Source organism: Paenibacillus oenotherae, from assembly GCF_019443105.1.
Taxonomy (GTDB): domain Bacteria; phylum Bacillota; class Bacilli; order Paenibacillales; family Paenibacillaceae; genus Paenibacillus_Z; species Paenibacillus_Z oenotherae.
Genome location: NZ_JAHZIJ010000002.1, coordinates 180,760 through 196,542, shown reverse-complemented (window position 1 = coordinate 196,542; position 15,783 = coordinate 180,760). Strand labels below are relative to the sequence as shown.

The following is a 15,783-nucleotide window of genomic DNA, read 5'->3' as shown; positions in this document are numbered from 1 at the left end:
GAACTATTATATCCAATGGAGGGACAGATGGGCAATCGACGTTTTTTATAGGAGGGAATTGCAATTCGCCATCTAATCGCACTCATCATTATGATCATCCTCATCCTTGCCATGTGCAGCGGCTGCGTCATGCAATCAGGGCCAATGAAGCCTGCTGCGGCAGAGGGAGAGCTGGATCTTCGCGACTGGTCGTTCCAGCATGACGGAGCACTGACTTTGTCCGGCGAATGGGCCTTCTATAGCCACCAGCTTCTAGGCGCCAGAGACAGCTTTGAGCATGTGAAGAAAAGGTATGCTATCGTTCCGCGATCATGGAACAGCTATCCGGACAGCTATGGCGTGAAGAACGGCCAAGGCTATGCCACTTATCGGCTCTCGGTAAGGATTGAACCGACTTCCCGCATTCTTGCATTGCGTATGCCGAACATCTCAAGTGCCTACAAGCTATGGATTAACGGGAATTTGTTGGCTTCTGTAGGGAAGGTGGGGACGAGCCGGGAGACTGTCAGCGCAGAGCAGTTCCCGCGTATTATTTCGTTCGACGGGAGGACGGATCGCCTGGACATTATTATTCAGGTTGCCAACTTTCAGCACCGCAAGGGCGGCATTTGGGTAGATATCAAGCTGGGCGACAGCAATGAGCTAGTCGGTTCGCAGATGCGGACAACGGCCCAGGAGATGATTATACTAGGCAGTCTGTTCATCATCGGCATTTATCATATCGGCTTATATGCCTTTCGCAGGCGGGAGCAGTTTACCGTATATTTCGGCCTGCTTTGCCTGCTGGTCGCTGCACGGATCGGTGTTACCGGCGAGGGGTACCTTATGCAGACCTTCTCATTCATTTCGTGGGAAGCCGGGCTCAAGATTGAATACATATCGTTCGCTTTCAGCGCGGTGACAGGATTTTTGTACGTCTATACGTTGTTCCCGCCTGATATGTCCAAGCTGGCCAAACGGCTGACCCTAACATTTGGCCTGCTGCTGTCCATTTTTGTGCTTGCAGTACCGGCTATCGTATTCACGAGATTGCTGGTGATCTATCAGTTGTTCGTGCTGGCAGCGGGGGTTTATGCGCTCATTGTGCTGATCAAGGCAGTGGTGCGCAAGCGTGACGGGGCTCCCTTTGTACTGGCAGGGCTGCTTGTCTTCGTTCTGACCGTATTGAATGACATTCTGTTCTATAATGAATGGGGCTTTTATAATCAGCAGCTTGTTCCGCTAGGCTTGTTTTTCTTCATTCTCATGCAGTCGTTTATTATATCGACACGCTTCTCGAGCGCTCTGTTCCGGGTTGAGCAGGTATCCAAGGAGCTTAGAGAGCTCAATACGCATCTGGAGGATCGGATCGAAGAGCGTACGGAAGCGCTGAGAGGAGCTAATGAAACGTTAGAGAAGGCCAATAAGGAGCTGGCGAAGATGGAGAATTCACGCCGGCAATTAATGACGAATATATCGCATGATCTGGGAACGCCGATGACACTGCTGCAGGGCTATCTGGAGGCAATGCAGGACGGGATGGTAACAACCGAGGAGCAGCGGAGCAAATATGTGCGAATGATGCTGGGCAAGGTTGGGGGAGTAAATCGGCTTATCCGTGACTTATTCGAATTGTCGAAGCTGGAGGCCGGGCAACTAAGGTTTCATTATATCGGCGTTAACTTGCAAGATTGGATCGAGCGGCATCGTGAACAATACGAAATGGATGTGCGGGGCAAGGGGCTGCTATTCGAGAGCAAGTATATACAGGGGGGAGGGAATGAGGGGGAGCTTCATCCTGAACGCATTGTGCTTCAGCTTGATTTGTTCCGTATGGATCAGGTGGTTGCTAATATTATTTATAATGCGATCAAGCATACAGGCGAAGGGGGCAAAATAACACTGGCCTACTCCTTCGAGCGCAGCTCCGGCCGTGTATCCGTAAGGGTAAAGGATACGGGCAGCGGCATTGAAGCCGAGCATTTGCCGTACATCTTCGACCGCTTCTACAAGAAGGAGATGTCGCGAAATTCGGCAGATGGGGGCAGTGGACTGGGGCTTGCCATTGCGAAGGAAATCGTTGAAGCGCACAGCGGAATGATTGGCGCGGAAAGCGTGCCCGAAGAAGGGACTGTCATCTGGCTGTCGCTGCCTGCATCCCTGCAATAAAAGCTATTCGGCTTGCCTGAGCACAGCCATCATTTTCTCAATGGATCGTTTGCGCTTATCATAGTCCATACTATTGAGAATACGGATAATCTCAATTGTCTCCGGCAATATATGCGTATCCGTGACAGGGGGATCGCCGCCGCCGATAATATAATCGAGCGAAACGTTGAATAAGACGGCCAGCTTCTTCAACGTTTCGTAGACGGGCTGACGGTTATTGATTTCGTAGTGACTGTAAGCAGAGCGAGTAATGCCTATTTGCCTGGATACTTCCTCTTGAGAAAAGTTTTTTCTCAGTCGAAGCTCTCTCAAGCGGTCTCCCATCGTCATGGTCATAACTCCTTACATTCATTCTAATTATCAAGACCTAGTACTGTGAGATGATATGTTACTCTACTACTAGTAATTTATGATACGAAGTGTATCATTGTCAAGTGTGCATATGGAATCCACTGAAAAAAAGCGAGGTATTGTCCGATGATACTAACATTTACCTGTCAATGCAGCAACGAAGTGCAATTATATGCAGCCGGAGATCGGGATGAGCATGGGCGGTATTGGCTCGACGTTGAGGATGACGATCGGCTGACGATTATAAACGGCGAGGGCGGCTCGGTGTTTCGCTGCGAATTCTGCAAGCAATCCTACCGTCTGCTAGCCACATAAGGGGCATGAATAACGGCTCCATTGGACGGAAATTGGACAGAAAATAATTTCTCCTTGATAAAGATGCGGTGAAGTCGTACAATAGACTCATCCAAGTTGTACGTACAAGTAGGGGCTATATCAATGGAATACAGACATAATAATGCAGACATCTTTGATTTTCATGCATATATTCGCTCTTGATTGTTCGTACAAGTTGGATGGTTACAAGGTTTTGAACAGCATGACTGTCAACCTGTTGTCTATCTTCGTCTTCAACGGTTGCATCCAGGGAGGAGATTATTCGTGTTAACTGTTAAGCCCTATCAATTTTGGTTCGTTACAGGCAGCCAGCATCTGTATGGCCCGGAAACTTTGCTTGAAGTGGCCGATCATTCCCGTATTATTGCGGAGAGCTTGAAAGGCAATGATCTGATCCCTTTTGAAGTGGTATTCAAAAAGGTACTTACAACAGCTGATGAAATTTATAAGCTTTGCATAGAGGCTAATTCTGATGAGCGCTGCGGGGGCATCATCACCTGGATGCATACCTTCTCCCCGGCGAAAATGTGGATCGCAGGCCTTTCTGAGCTGCGCAAGCCTTTGCTGCACCTGCATACGCAGTTCAATCGCGATATTCCATGGGATACGATGGACATGGACTTTATGAACACGAATCAATCGGCGCATGGCGATCGTGAATATGGATTTATCGGTGCCCGCATGGGAATCGCCCGCAAAGTCGTGGTTGGATATTGGGAGGATCGTGACACCTGTGGACGCATTGGCGGCTGGATGCGCACGGCAGCAGCTTTTACCGAGGGACGAAGTCTCAAAATTGCACGTTTCGGCGATAATATGCGCCATGTTGCCGTTACGGAAGGCGATAAGGTAGAGGCGCAGATCAAATTCGGCTGGTCGATAGACGGTTATGGGATTGGGGATTTGGCAGACCGGATGGCTGCTGTCGCTGAAGATCAGGTGAATGCGCTGACCGATGAGTATGAAAGGCTGTATGAGATTTCACCAGAGGTGCGCGGCTCGGCCGAGCAGTGGGAAGCGATTCGGGAGCAGGCGCGTATCGAGCTGGGACTGAAGGCTTTTCTGCAGGAGGGCGGCTACTCTGCATTCACGACCACCTTCGAGGATCTGCATGGCATGAAGCAGCTTCCGGGACTAGCTGTTCAACGCCTTATGGAAGCAGGCTACGGCTTTGGCGGAGAGGGCGATTGGAAGACGGCAGCCTTGACCCGCATGATGAAGACGATTGCCGACAATAAGGGAACTTCCTTCATGGAGGACTACACCTACCACTTCGAGCCAGGCAACGAGATGATTCTCGGCGCTCATATGCTGGAAGTATGCCCGACCATTGCAGCGAGCCGTCCGCGGCTGGAGGTGCATCCGCTTGGTATCGGCGGCAAGAGCGATCCCGCGCGAATGATCTTTAACGGCCGCAGCGGGCAAGCGGTGAATGCTTCAATTATTGATATCGGCAGCCGCTTCCGCCTCATAATCAATATCGTTGACGCAGTGGAGCCAGATCGGAATATGCCCAAGCTTCCGGTCGCCCGCGTATTGTGGAAGCCGCAGCCGTCTTTGAAGGATTCTGCCGAAGCATGGATTCATGCAGGCGGCGCTCACCACACTGTATTCTCCTATGAAGTTACTGCTGAGCAGCTGGTGGATTGGGCAGAGATGACAGGAATCGAATGCGTCATTATTGACAACGCTACGAACACACATGCTTTCCGCAATGAGCTGCGCATGAATGAAATGTATTGGAGAATGCGTGCCTGAAGCCGTCCTGTGCGGCAGCAATTGCGGATATCCGAAAGGCTGTGCGGCAGTAAACGCGCTAGATGTTTACAGCGTCCCTGGTGGGGCGCTTATTTTTTGTGCTTAGAAAAGAAATTTTTAATGAAAACAGCACTGTATTTCTTGCTGATAATGGTTGTAGAGAGGATGTTATTATGTGTAAAATGGAGAAGGTATAGCTTCTGGCTGCGAACCGGAAGCGGTTACATGAAAAAGGTGTCTAAAGGAGATTGGCGTCCGATGGAACCAATTAAAGTGCTGTTAGTAGAGAGGGATCGTTTCTGGATCAATACGCTTCATGAAGCGTTCGAGCGGGAGCGGGATATTACGCTGGTTGAAACGGTATTCACAAAGAAATCTGCTATTGAGGCCGCCAACAACTATGAGGTTGATATTGTACTGATGGATATTAATTTGACCGAAACCTATGATGACGGGATGGAGACGATCAAGCTTATATCCGGAATGGGCAAGATCAAAGTTATTGTACTTACGAATGCAACGAATAAAGGCGTTATTATCGAGACGATTGAATCCGGTGCAATGAATCTCATCCACAAGCTGAATGTGAAAGATATCGTTACGGCGATCCGGGAATCCCATATGAACAAATCATCGATTCACTCAGACTGTGCGGAGGTGATACGAGGCGAATTGATAAAGATGAAGAAGCTGTCCAATCTAACACAGGCGGAGCGTGAGGTTTATAATCTGAATGAGGCGGGGCTGAACAAGAGCCAAATTGCCGAAGCATTGAATAAATCCTATTTCACTATAAAAAATCAGCTCAAGACGATCAGGCATAAATTAATCGATTAGGGCGTAGGAGAGGAAGTTTGGTTCAAGATGGCTAAATATGCATTCCTGTTCCCAGGACAAGGCTCGCAATATTCAGGGATGGGCAAGGCGATGGTTGATCAATATGCTGCAGCCCGCCGTACCTTTGACGAAGCAAATGATGTGCTGGGATTCGATTTGAAGGAACTGATCTTCAACGGCAGCTCCGAGCAGTTGACGAGAACGGAGAACACTCAGCCTGCCATATTAACGGTAAGCGTTGCAGCGTTTCGTGTGTTCACCGAGATGTTTGATATCAGGCCCGACTATTGCGCCGGCCACAGCTTGGGGGAATTCTCGGCGTTAACTTGCGCGGGCGCAATATCGTTTGCAGATGCATTGCGGATCGTACGCCAGCGGGGCAAGTTTATGGGCGAGGCTAGCGGAGGCGCGATGGCAGCTGTTGCCGGAATCGACCAGGACGTTATCGAGCAGGAATGCCGCAACTGCAGCCGGGACGGGCAATCTGTCGTCATCTCCAACTTGAATGCGCCGGATCAAATTGTCGTATCAGGCCATACGGAAGCGATCGGCAGAATGCGAGAGTCGCTCTCTGCCAGAGGCGGTATCGTTATCCCGCTTCGTGTAAGCGCACCGTTCCACAGCCCGCTTATGGAGCCGGCAGCAATCCGTTTGAAGGAGGAGCTGATTAAGTACAGCTACACTCCCATGCAATACGGCGTGCTCTCCAACGTAACGGCCAAGCCCTATGAGCGGGAGAGCAGCGAAGAAATGATAGAGCTGCTGACTGAGCAGATGACGTCTGTCGTCAGGTGGACGGAGTCCATGAGGCTGCTTCAGGAGCAAGGGGTTACACATGCCATCGAGCTTGGCCCGGGGATGGTGCTGCGAAACCTGATGAAGAAGAACGCTCCTGGCATTATCACCTATTCCTATGACAATGAAGAGGATGCCGCTGCTCTGCAAGCTGTTCTGCAAGGCGCAGCCCGGAAGGAAGAGCAGCCGGACAACGGCTTGCTGCTAATGACCCGCTGCCTGGCGATCGCAGTATGCACGCGCAACGGGAACGAGGATCAGGCGGCCTATACACAGGGAGTGGTGGAGCCTTACCGCCGCGTTGTGAAGCTGGTGGAAGAATGCGAAGAGTCGGGGCGCAAGCCTGACAAGGAGCAGGTCCGGGCAGCGGTGGATATGCTCCATTCGGTATTCGAGACGAAGCGGACACCGCAGGCAGAGAGAGAGGAACGCTACTGCCAGCTTCAAGAGGAGACGGGAATATTGGAGCTGTTCTTGAACGATGAGCGGCGCGTTCCTCGTACCGCAGTCCATCAGTAGCTATTAGGTATGAACATGCACCTCGCAATTGGCATTGTGGAGCGATTCTGTCACTCCATTCCCCGCTAATTGTGATGGTGCATTTTTTTGTGCTGCAGGAATTGGAAATCTGTTGCCGTACTCCACGCGCCAGAGGACGAGATCCGTCACTTAAACGCCGAGACCAGCGAGCTGCAAGCTGCGAGCCAGGTGAAAGATGCGAAACGGCATCTATTTGCTCATTTCTGGCCCCATGAAGGTGAAATGCCTGCCAGAGGGCAGGTATTTCACCTTCGTTTCCCCTTATCGGTCGATTTTTGCTCAAATTCATGCATGATCGCAGGCATTGTGCCATTATGGCGTCTTGTAACCAAAATTCATGCACATTCGCAGGCTTCTTACTCCGACTTCTTCACTTTCAGCTCATCTGGCGACTGGAATTGGAGGCGAGTCCTGACCTGCAGCCCGGCAACCCGACAATTTAGTGTGCTACAGCAGCAAATAGTCCCGTTCCAATCCAGTACAGGAGGGACAGGAACGATCAATTACGAAATCTTGCCGAGCAAATGGGGCAGCATATCGAGCAGCTTTTCTCTAATTAGCGCGTCTCCGAAGTTCCACTCTGCGGCTTTAACGATATAGACATGCCCGTTGCGAACGGCGGGAAGGCTTTGCCAGAGCGCGCTTGTCATCAATTGCTCCATCGCATTTCTGGATACTGCCTGCTCTGGAGCCAGCATGAAAATCCGGTCACCCGCATAGGAAGGAATGGCCGTCTCCGGGATTTCGATAAATCCCTGGCCTGCATTCAGCATATCCTGAATTTTATCTACAGGCTGAAAGCCTTGCGGATGATAGAGCGCAGAAGAGAGGCCCGCGGTTCCCATAACAAACAGGCGGCTGCCATGATCATAAACGAATACAGATGCTGTCTCTCCCGGCTCGATATGATAGCGGCGAAGCTGCTGCCACATGTAGGCCGCCTTGGCGTTGTATCTGTCCAGCCAATGCTTCGCCTCAACCTTTCTGCCCAGCAAATCGCCAAGGATGTGCAGCCGCTGCTCAAGCGGGGCAAAGGAATTGAAGGTGACAGTGGGCGCGATATGGGCGATACGCTTGTAAGCTGCCTCATCTGCATTCGCAAATATGATCAAGTCGGGCTGCAGCTCCGTTGTCTGATCCGTATTGACCGGCCAGCCAATACGCTGTCCATTCCGATCATGGCTGGCGGATTTGCCGTCTATGAAGCTGACCTCGCCGATCGGTTCCACACCTAGAGCGAGCAGGTCGCCGAATGTTTCGCCATGGCAAATAATACGTTTAGGCTGAACGGGGATATCGACCTGATGGCCCGTCCAGTCATGGACGCTGATACGGCTCTGCTTGAGGCGTGCATATTGTTTGGGGGTTAAGCCGGTCGTTTGACGAAAGCGCCGATTGAAGTAATACTCATCCGCAAACCCGACTTGACAGGCGATCTCGCGCAGTTGATAGCTGGACTCTGCAAGGAGATCCTTGGAACGGTTGATCCGCAGCTCGTTCAAATAGTTCAGCGGCTTCTTGCCGGTCAATTCCCGGAAGACGGTACTATACTGCCAGTAGGGGACATTGGCCAATTGCGCCAGCTGCTTCACTGTTATATTCTCCATATAATTGTTCTGCATATATTGAATCGTGCTTTCCACGGATTGGGTAACATTAAAGGCATGCTCGGAATGATGATTTTGTTCAATGAGAAAACCCAGCAGCTCCTGAAAGCGAATATGGTGATTAAACCGTTTAATTTCGCAAAGCTCCTGTCGCCCTGCATGCAGATCTTCGGTGAGCCGGAGCAGTCGGGAGAAGGGATAGGCAGTCATCTCATGCCGATTGTCGAGAATGCTCCTGTTATAGGCAACGGGCCCGGACGGGGCGGTATGTATGACGTTAAACGCGATCCGGTAATAGCCGATTGGACTGAGGCTGCCGGACTCGTTCACGATCTCGATGTAATCTCCGGGGGACAGCGAATAGCATCGATCAGTGGATAATTGAAAGAACTGGTCATTGATGGTTAGACGGCCAGTGCCGCTTGTGAACACGAATAACAGGTGTGAATCAACCCGCTCCTCAGCGGATCTGCTGCCGCTTGGCTGCGTGATCAGTTCAATGTCCGACAGATGAAAGAGCAGGGTGCGAAGTGCAGCAGCAGTCGGGTTACGGTCAGCCACGGGGAGGATCACCTTCCTTGAATGAGAATGATTATCAACTTCTTTCATTGTATAAAAAATAGAGAAGCTTTTCAACGGTTAGCTGAAAAGCTTCTCTGATAGAGGGCTCGCGATTTGAGCAGGGAAGGAATGCTGTTACTGCTGAAGCATTCTCGCCAGCTCTTGCAAAAGCCATTCTCTTGTAGCCGCATCACTGTTCGATTTCAAGATATCGATCGTATACACACGGTTGTTCTTGACGGCGGGCAGGTTCTTCCAAATATTGCTCTGGAATAAAGCATCCGTCGATTGCTGGGCTTCCTTATCAACGGCTTTCAGAATGAAAATCCGGTCACCCGCATATTCCGCCAGCGTTTCCATGGAAATTTGCTCGAAGCCTTTTTTATCATCCAATATTTTTTGTATAGCAGGGGTAGGCTTCAGGCCATCCGGGTGATACAGCACTTGTGAAAGTCCTGTAGCAGCCATTACAAACAGGCGGTCGCCGGGATAATAAGTGAAGACCGAAGCCGTCTCGCCCGGTGTCAGTCCTTTCTCGTACAGTTCTTTCCACATCTCGCCTGTGCTGGCGTTATACTTGGCAATCCACTCCGCAGCCTGCTCCTTCTTGCCAAGCAGGTCGCCGAGCAGTGTCATTCTGTCTTCCAGCGGGGCAAAGGTATCGAACATGAGCGTAGGGGCGATTTTGGACAGCTGCTCATAATCCTTTTCCTCCGTGCTGCCTGTTATGATCAGATCCGGCTGCAGCTCCAGCGCTTTCTCAAGATTGATCGGGAAGCCAACATCGGCAACATCCTTCAACCGATCCACATAGACACTCCCCTGCACCCAATTATGCGGCGTGCCGATTATAGGCGCATCCAGCACGATTAAATCGCCAATGGTTTCACCCGCATAGATAATACGCTGCGGAGCGGTCGACAGCTCAATCACATGGCCTTTATAATCTGTATAGCTGCGTGTGCCGTCTGCCGTCTCTTCCGCTTCATCAGATGCTTGGGCTGGCGGGACGGTTGTGCTGCCTTGAGCCGTCCCTTTATTGTTAGAGCCTCCATCGCTGCTTGATTCTCCGGAATTGCTGCCGCATGCCGTTAGCAGGGCCCCCAATAGTGCCAGTATACATAGTGCGGTCATCATCTTTCTAAATCCGTTCATTGCATCTCTTCCTCTCAGCCAAGTTGTGTTGATAATCGTTCTCATTACTCCCCTATGTTAAAGGACGATTCAGGATTGCTCAATGGACAAAATGAAATGCCAGAATTAACTTTGTACAAAAAATTAGTGGTGTTTGTCCATTGCCTTTTCAGCAGAATGTGACTTATGATGTGATAATGAGAATCAGTATCACGATAAAGGTGGCGCTTATGAGTCAACATGTACATCCGTTAAAAGATGAAGCAGCAGAAAAATCGTTCAAATTACGTTCCCGTCCATGGGCGGCGACATTCCTATTAACGGGCGGACTGGTCGCATTGGTGCTTGGATTAGGACTGTCCGTGTCATTTGGCGCCAAGGCAATCCCGCTTTATACGGTATGGCAAGCTGTCTTCAGCTTTAATCCTGATGTAACAGAGCATCAGATTATTCAGGAACTTCGATTGCCGCGTGTGCTTGGAGGAGCGATGGTCGGAGCCTGCTTCGCGGTTGCAGGTGCGATTATGCAAGGAATGACCCGCAATCCGTTAGCTGATTCCGGATTGCTTGGCCTGAACGCGGGGGCCGGATTTATGCTGTCGCTTTGCTTCGCGTTCTTCCCGGGCCTTCCTTATATGTACCTCATTCTGTATTCATTCCTTGGCGCAGCGCTTGGTACGGCTATTGTATTCGGGATTGGCGCCCTTGCGAGAGGGGGATTGACGCCGGTCCGGCTTGTGCTCGCAGGAGCGGCTTTGAGCGCGCTTCTAGGTGCGTTAAGTGAAGGTATTTCATTATATTTCCGAACCGGACAAGATCTCGCCTTTTGGTATGCGGGAGGCGTGGCCGGCACGAAATGGCCACAGCTCAAAATCATGTTTCCATGGGTCGCAGCAGCCATTGTCGGAGCGATTGTCCTCTCAAGATCACTTACAATGCTCAGTCTCGGCGAAGATATCGCCAAGGGGCTGGGTCAGCGAACGAAGCTGGTGAAGCTTGTCTGTGCCGTCATTGTGCTTATTCTGGCAGGCTCGGCGGTGTCGGTAGTCGGAGCTGTCGGCTTCGTTGGCTTGATCATCCCGCATCTGACCCGATATTTGGTAGGGGTCGATTATCGCTGGATTATTCCATGCTCTGCGGTGCTTGGCAGCTTGCTCGTCATCCTCGCTGATCTGGCGGCGAGAATGATTAATCCGCCTCAAGAGATACCGATCGGTGCGCTCATAGCGCTGCTTGGGGTACCGTTCTTTCTTTACCTTGCACGCAATGAAAGGAGGTCGCTATAAGTATGGGCAGCGCATCCTATTCGTTATACGAACGCCGCAGCAAGCGTCGTGGAATAACAGTGCTCGCCATACTGGGCGCTCTCATTGTTGTCACCTTCATCATCAGCGTTAATACAGGCTATATTCGGCTCGGTCCGCTCGATCTGATTCGAACTTTATTCGGCAGCGGTACGGACAAGCAGGAGCTTATCCTGTTTGAATTCCGTCTTCCGCGAATCGTTATATCCGTGCTCGTCGGCGCAGGGCTGGCCGTATCCGGCTGTGTGATGCAGGGAATTTCCCGCAATGCGCTGGCTGATCCGGGCATTCTCGGCATCAATGCCGGAGCGGGCCTGATGGTCATGCTGTTTGTTGCCTTCTATCCTGCGACAGCTGCGGCTCCTGTATTTCTGCTGCCATTATTGTCATTGCTCGGGGCAGGCTTGACTGCATTGCTCATATTTACGCTGGCGTACAAGCGCCATGAAGGGCTGTCCTCGACACGCCTGCTGCTGACCGGTATTGCAGTTGCAGCGGGAATCAGCGCGGCAACCATCGTTCTGACGCTCAGTCTTTCTCCCGAGAAGTATCAGTTCGTCGCTACCTGGATGGCGGGCAGCATATGGGGATCGAACTGGAAATTCGTCCTTGCGCTGCTGCCCTGGATATTCATTCTGCTGCCATTCGTATTCTACAAGGCCCGCGTGATGAATGTGCTCAATCTGGGCGATACAACGGCGACAGGCCTTGGCGCCTCAGTGCCCAGGGAGCAGCTGGTTCTGCTTGCCGCAGCAGTCGGGCTTGCCGCTTCCTGTGTCTCCGTAAGCGGCGGGATCGGCTTCGTCGGGCTGATCGGGCCGCATCTGGCGCGCCGCCTTGTCGGTCCCAAGCACCAGATGCTGCTGCCCGCAGCCGCGCTGGTCGGCTCCTTGCTTGTCATTGTCAGCGATACGATAGGCCGCTGGATTATTCAGCCTTCAGAGATTGCTGCAGGCATTATCGTTGCAGTTCTCGGTGCGCCGTACTTTCTATACCTGCTGGCCCGCGCCCGGTCATAAGCGAAGCAGGCGGCGGTACATCTATTTACTTAACGAGAGAAGGGATTAACCATGCTTCGACGTTTTTTTGCTTACTACCGGCCCTATAAAGGGCTGTTTATTCTGGATTTCACCTGTGCAATTTTTGCAGCGCTGCTGGAGCTTGCTTTTCCGGTGGCGGTTAATCGGGTAGTAGACGATCTGCTGCCGAGCGGCAAATGGGATTGGATTCTGTACGGCTGCCTTGCGCTCCTTGGCATTTACATCATTAGTGCGGGACTGCACTTTGTCGTCACTTATTGGGGGCATATGCTCGGCATTAATATTGAAACGGATATGCGCAAGAAGCTGTTTGACCGGGTGCAGAAGCTTTCCTTCCGTTTCTTCGACAACAATAAGACCGGACATCTGGTCTCGCGGATGACGAATGATCTGATGGATATCGGGGAGATTGCCCATCATGGGCCGGAGGATCTGTTCATCGCCTTCATGACGCTGGCGGGCGCTTTTGGCATTATGCTCGGAATTAATTGGCAGCTGGCGGTAATGACGTTCATTATTGTTCCGCTCATGATCTATCTGTCCCTCTACTTCAGCCGCAAGATGTCGCGCGCCTTCAACCGGATGTTCGCAGATATTGCGGATTATAACGCCCGGGTAGAAAATAATGTAAGCGGCATTCGTGTTGTCCAAGCCTTCGCGAACGAAAAGCACGAGATGGAGCTGTTCAAAATCAACAATGGCCGCTTTCGGGTGACGAAGCTGATTGCTTACCGGATTATGGCCTGGAACTCTTCCATCAGCTTCGTTCTGATGAAGCTTGTATCCCTGTTTGTGCTTGTCTGCGGCACATGGTTTGTCATTGAAGACCAGATGACCTATGGGGAGTTCATAGCTTTTGTCATGCTGTCCAACGTCTTCCTCGGACCGATCAAGCAGATTAATGCGGTAATCGAGACGTATCCCAAAGGAATTGCCGGATTCAAGCGGTATTTGGAGCTGCTCGAAACGGCGCCTGATATCGATGATGCGCCTGATGCGCAGGCCGTGGAGAGTCTGAGAGGGGATATCTGTTTTGCCGGAGTGGGCTTCAGCTATGAGAACAAGGAGCAGGTGCTCCGCAACGTCAATCTGTCTATTCGCGCCGGAGAGACGGTAGCGCTGGTCGGTCCTTCAGGCGGCGGCAAAACGACGCTGTGCAGCCTGCTGCCTCGTTTCTATGATGCGGATGCAGGCACCATTACGATCGACGGCATCGACACCACCAGGATGACGCTGGAATCGCTGCGCTCGCATATCGGAATCGTACAGCAGGATATATTCCTGTTCGATGGCACGATCCGTGACAATATTGCCTATGGCAAGCTTGGCGCGTCGGAAGAGGAGATATGGGAGGCGGCCAGGAGAGCGCAGCTCGAAGAGCTGATTCTGTCACAGCCTGAAGGGCTGAATACGATGATCGGCGAACGCGGCGTGAAGCTGTCGGGAGGCCAGAAGCAGAGAATGTCCATCGCGCGCATGTTTCTGAAGAACCCGCCGATCCTTATTCTTGATGAAGCGACCTCCGCACTGGATACAGAGACGGAAGCGGCAATCCAGCAATCTCTTAATGAGCTGTCGCAAGGACGCACGACACTTGTCATTGCCCACCGCCTTGCGACGATCAAGAATGCGGACCGGATCGTGGTAGTTGCGGATCAGAGCATTGCCGAGCAAGGCGATCATAATGGGCTGCTCCAAGCAGGCGGAGTGTACAGCCGATTGCACAGCGCGCAGTTCGGAGCATAATACGGTTGAATAATAATCATAAATTTGACAATAATCTCATGTAACAAGTAAAGCTGACGAGGTTTCACTCACATGAGATTTACTACCGAAGAATCATCCTTGCAAGGAGAGCTGCCAGCCATAATGGAGCAGCTCAAGCTCAAGCTTGGCAACAGCCCTGATTTGATTATGCGTCATATACGGATTGCGAGCAGCCCGGTCGTTATTGCAGCCGTGATCTATTTCGAAGGATTGATTGATCGACAGCTGGTCAACGATTTGGTGCTTTGCTCGAGCCTGTCAGCGAGCAGCGGCGATGCGTCGCCGCAGGATGCCTCTGCGCAGGAGCGGGCTTACGGGCTTCTGTTCAATCATGTGTCCGCCCGAGGTGAAGCCAGCGTTGTCCGTACTCTGGACGGAGTGCTGGAGGCCGTATTATCAGGATGTACGGTTCTGATTGTGGACGGGATCGGCGAGGCGATCAGCTGCAGCACGAAAGGCGGAGAGAGCAGGGGCATAGAGGAGCCTACTACCCAGGTTGTTATTCGCGGGCCCAAGGATAGCTTCAACGAATCGTTATCGACGAATATTGCCTTGATTCGCCGCCGAATTAAAAATCCGGATTTGTGGCTGGAGAAGCTGAAGCTTGGCGACAAAACCCGGACCGATGTTGCCATTATGTACATGAAGCACACGGTTGATGACGGACTTGTTGAGGAGGTCAAGCGTCGCCTGCAGCGGGCGAATTTGAGCGTGGTACTCGAAACCGGCGCAATCGAAGAGATGATTCAGGATCAAACCGCTACGTTCTTCCCCACCATCTACAATACGGAGCGGCCTGATGTCATTGCAGCGAATCTGCTGGAAGGCTGCGTTGCTATTCTGGTGGACGGAACACCGTTCGGTCTCCTTGCACCGACTGTATTTGCCCAATTCTTTCAGTCGCCTGACGATTATTATTACCGGTTTGACGTTGGCATTTTTCTGAGAATTCTCAGGTATACCTGCTATTTGATCTCCTTACTGCTGCCCTCCGTCTACATTGCGGCGATTACATTCCATCAGGATATGGTGCCGACAACGCTTCTCATCAGCATCGCCTCCGCCCGGGAAGGCATTCCATTCCCTGCTTTCATTGAAGCGATGCTGATGGAGCTTTCCTTCGAGGTGCTTCGCGAGGCTGGCGTTAGAATGCCGCGGGCAATGGGCCAGGCGGTATCCATAGTTGGCGCCCTCGTGCTTGGCCAAGCGGCTGTGCAGGCTGGCATCGTATCCACCGCGATGGTCATTGTCGTGTCCATTACCGGAATCGCCAGCTTCTCCACACCGGCCTACAATGTTGCGATTGCTGCGCGATTAATTCGATTGTTCATTATGGTCTTGGCGGCAACATTAGGATTTTACGGCATTCTTCTCGGATGCATCGTTCTGCTCGCGCATATGTGCAGCTTGCAATCCTTTGGCGTTCCGTATATGGCTCCTTTCGCACCGTTTCGCCTCATCGACCAGAAGGACACCATCCTTCGCATGCCCCGTTGGCCGTTCATTAAGCGTGACCGCAAGATCTATGAGGAGCAAGCAGCAGAACCATGGTTGCAGCAGCAGAAGCGAAGCGGCTCATCCGATCCTGCAAAAGGGGAGTAGCAG

Annotated in this window: 12 protein-coding genes; 9 read left to right on the top strand and 3 right to left on the bottom strand. The window is 51.7% G+C overall.

What is annotated here, in order from left to right; translation table 11 throughout:
* The first annotated feature begins 129 nt into the window (after positions 1-129).
* Positions 130-2,148 (top strand): sensor histidine kinase, encoded by a 2,019-nt coding sequence (locus K0T92_RS05100; RefSeq protein WP_219871357.1) that lies wholly within the window; start codon positions 130-132, stop codon positions 2,146-2,148.
* Between the two features lie 3 nt (positions 2,149-2,151).
* Here K0T92_RS05100 and K0T92_RS05095 read toward each other — a convergent pair whose 3' ends face one another.
* Positions 2,152-2,478 (bottom strand): helix-turn-helix domain-containing protein, encoded by a 327-nt coding sequence (locus tag K0T92_RS05095; RefSeq protein WP_219871356.1) that lies wholly within the window; start codon positions 2,476-2,478, stop codon positions 2,152-2,154.
* Positions 2,479-2,625: 147 nt separating this feature from the next.
* On the opposite strand from K0T92_RS05095, the gene K0T92_RS05090 reads away from it, so the two are divergent.
* The 4 genes from K0T92_RS05090 (at position 2,626) to fabD (ending at position 6,744) form a co-directional block, all read left to right on the top strand.
* Positions 2,626-2,814: a hypothetical protein gene (locus tag K0T92_RS05090; RefSeq protein ID WP_219871355.1), complete on the top strand. Its 189-nt coding sequence runs from the start codon at positions 2,626-2,628 to the stop codon at positions 2,812-2,814.
* A gap of 285 nt (positions 2,815-3,099) precedes the next feature.
* The gene (gene araA, locus K0T92_RS05085; protein WP_219871354.1) at positions 3,100-4,593 is read left to right on the top strand and encodes an L-arabinose isomerase; all 1,494 of its coding nucleotides are present in this window, start codon (positions 3,100-3,102) and stop codon (positions 4,591-4,593) included.
* A 258-nt stretch (positions 4,594-4,851) separates the two neighbouring features.
* Positions 4,852-5,430, top strand: a complete 579-nt coding sequence (locus K0T92_RS05080) for a response regulator transcription factor (protein WP_219871353.1) — start codon at positions 4,852-4,854, stop codon at positions 5,428-5,430.
* A 27-nt stretch (positions 5,431-5,457) separates the two neighbouring features.
* Entirely contained in the window at positions 5,458-6,744 is a 1,287-nt protein-coding gene (gene fabD, locus K0T92_RS05075; protein WP_219871352.1) for an ACP S-malonyltransferase, read from the top strand.
* Positions 6,745-7,268: 524 nt separating this feature from the next.
* On the opposite strand, the gene K0T92_RS05070 is transcribed toward fabD, so the two are convergent.
* Both K0T92_RS05070 and K0T92_RS05065 read right to left on the bottom strand, forming a co-directional pair.
* A complete protein-coding gene (locus tag K0T92_RS05070) occupies positions 7,269-8,933 on the bottom strand; it encodes an ABC transporter substrate-binding protein (protein WP_343223625.1) in 1,665 nt (554 codons plus the stop codon).
* 135 nt (positions 8,934-9,068) lie between these two features.
* Entirely contained in the window at positions 9,069-10,088 is a 1,020-nt protein-coding gene (locus tag K0T92_RS05065; RefSeq protein WP_219871351.1) for an ABC transporter substrate-binding protein, read from the bottom strand.
* Between the two features lie 209 nt (positions 10,089-10,297).
* On the opposite strand from K0T92_RS05065, the gene K0T92_RS05060 reads away from it, so the two are divergent.
* From K0T92_RS05060 to K0T92_RS05045, 4 genes are all read left to right on the top strand, one after another.
* A complete protein-coding gene (locus K0T92_RS05060; protein ID WP_219871350.1) occupies positions 10,298-11,353 on the top strand; it encodes a FecCD family ABC transporter permease in 1,056 nt (351 codons plus the stop codon).
* Positions 11,354-11,355: 2 nt separating this feature from the next.
* Positions 11,356-12,390, top strand: a complete 1,035-nt coding sequence (locus K0T92_RS05055) for a FecCD family ABC transporter permease (protein ID WP_219871349.1) — start codon at positions 11,356-11,358, stop codon at positions 12,388-12,390.
* A 51-nt stretch (positions 12,391-12,441) separates the two neighbouring features.
* Positions 12,442-14,157, top strand: a complete 1,716-nt coding sequence (locus K0T92_RS05050) for an ABC transporter ATP-binding protein (RefSeq protein WP_219871348.1) — start codon at positions 12,442-12,444, stop codon at positions 14,155-14,157.
* A 72-nt stretch (positions 14,158-14,229) separates the two neighbouring features.
* Positions 14,230-15,780 carry a spore germination protein gene (locus tag K0T92_RS05045; RefSeq protein WP_219871347.1) on the top strand — a complete coding sequence of 517 codons (1,551 nt, stop codon included), beginning with the start codon at positions 14,230-14,232 and terminating at the stop codon, positions 15,778-15,780.
* Positions 15,781-15,783: the final 3 nt, after the last annotated feature.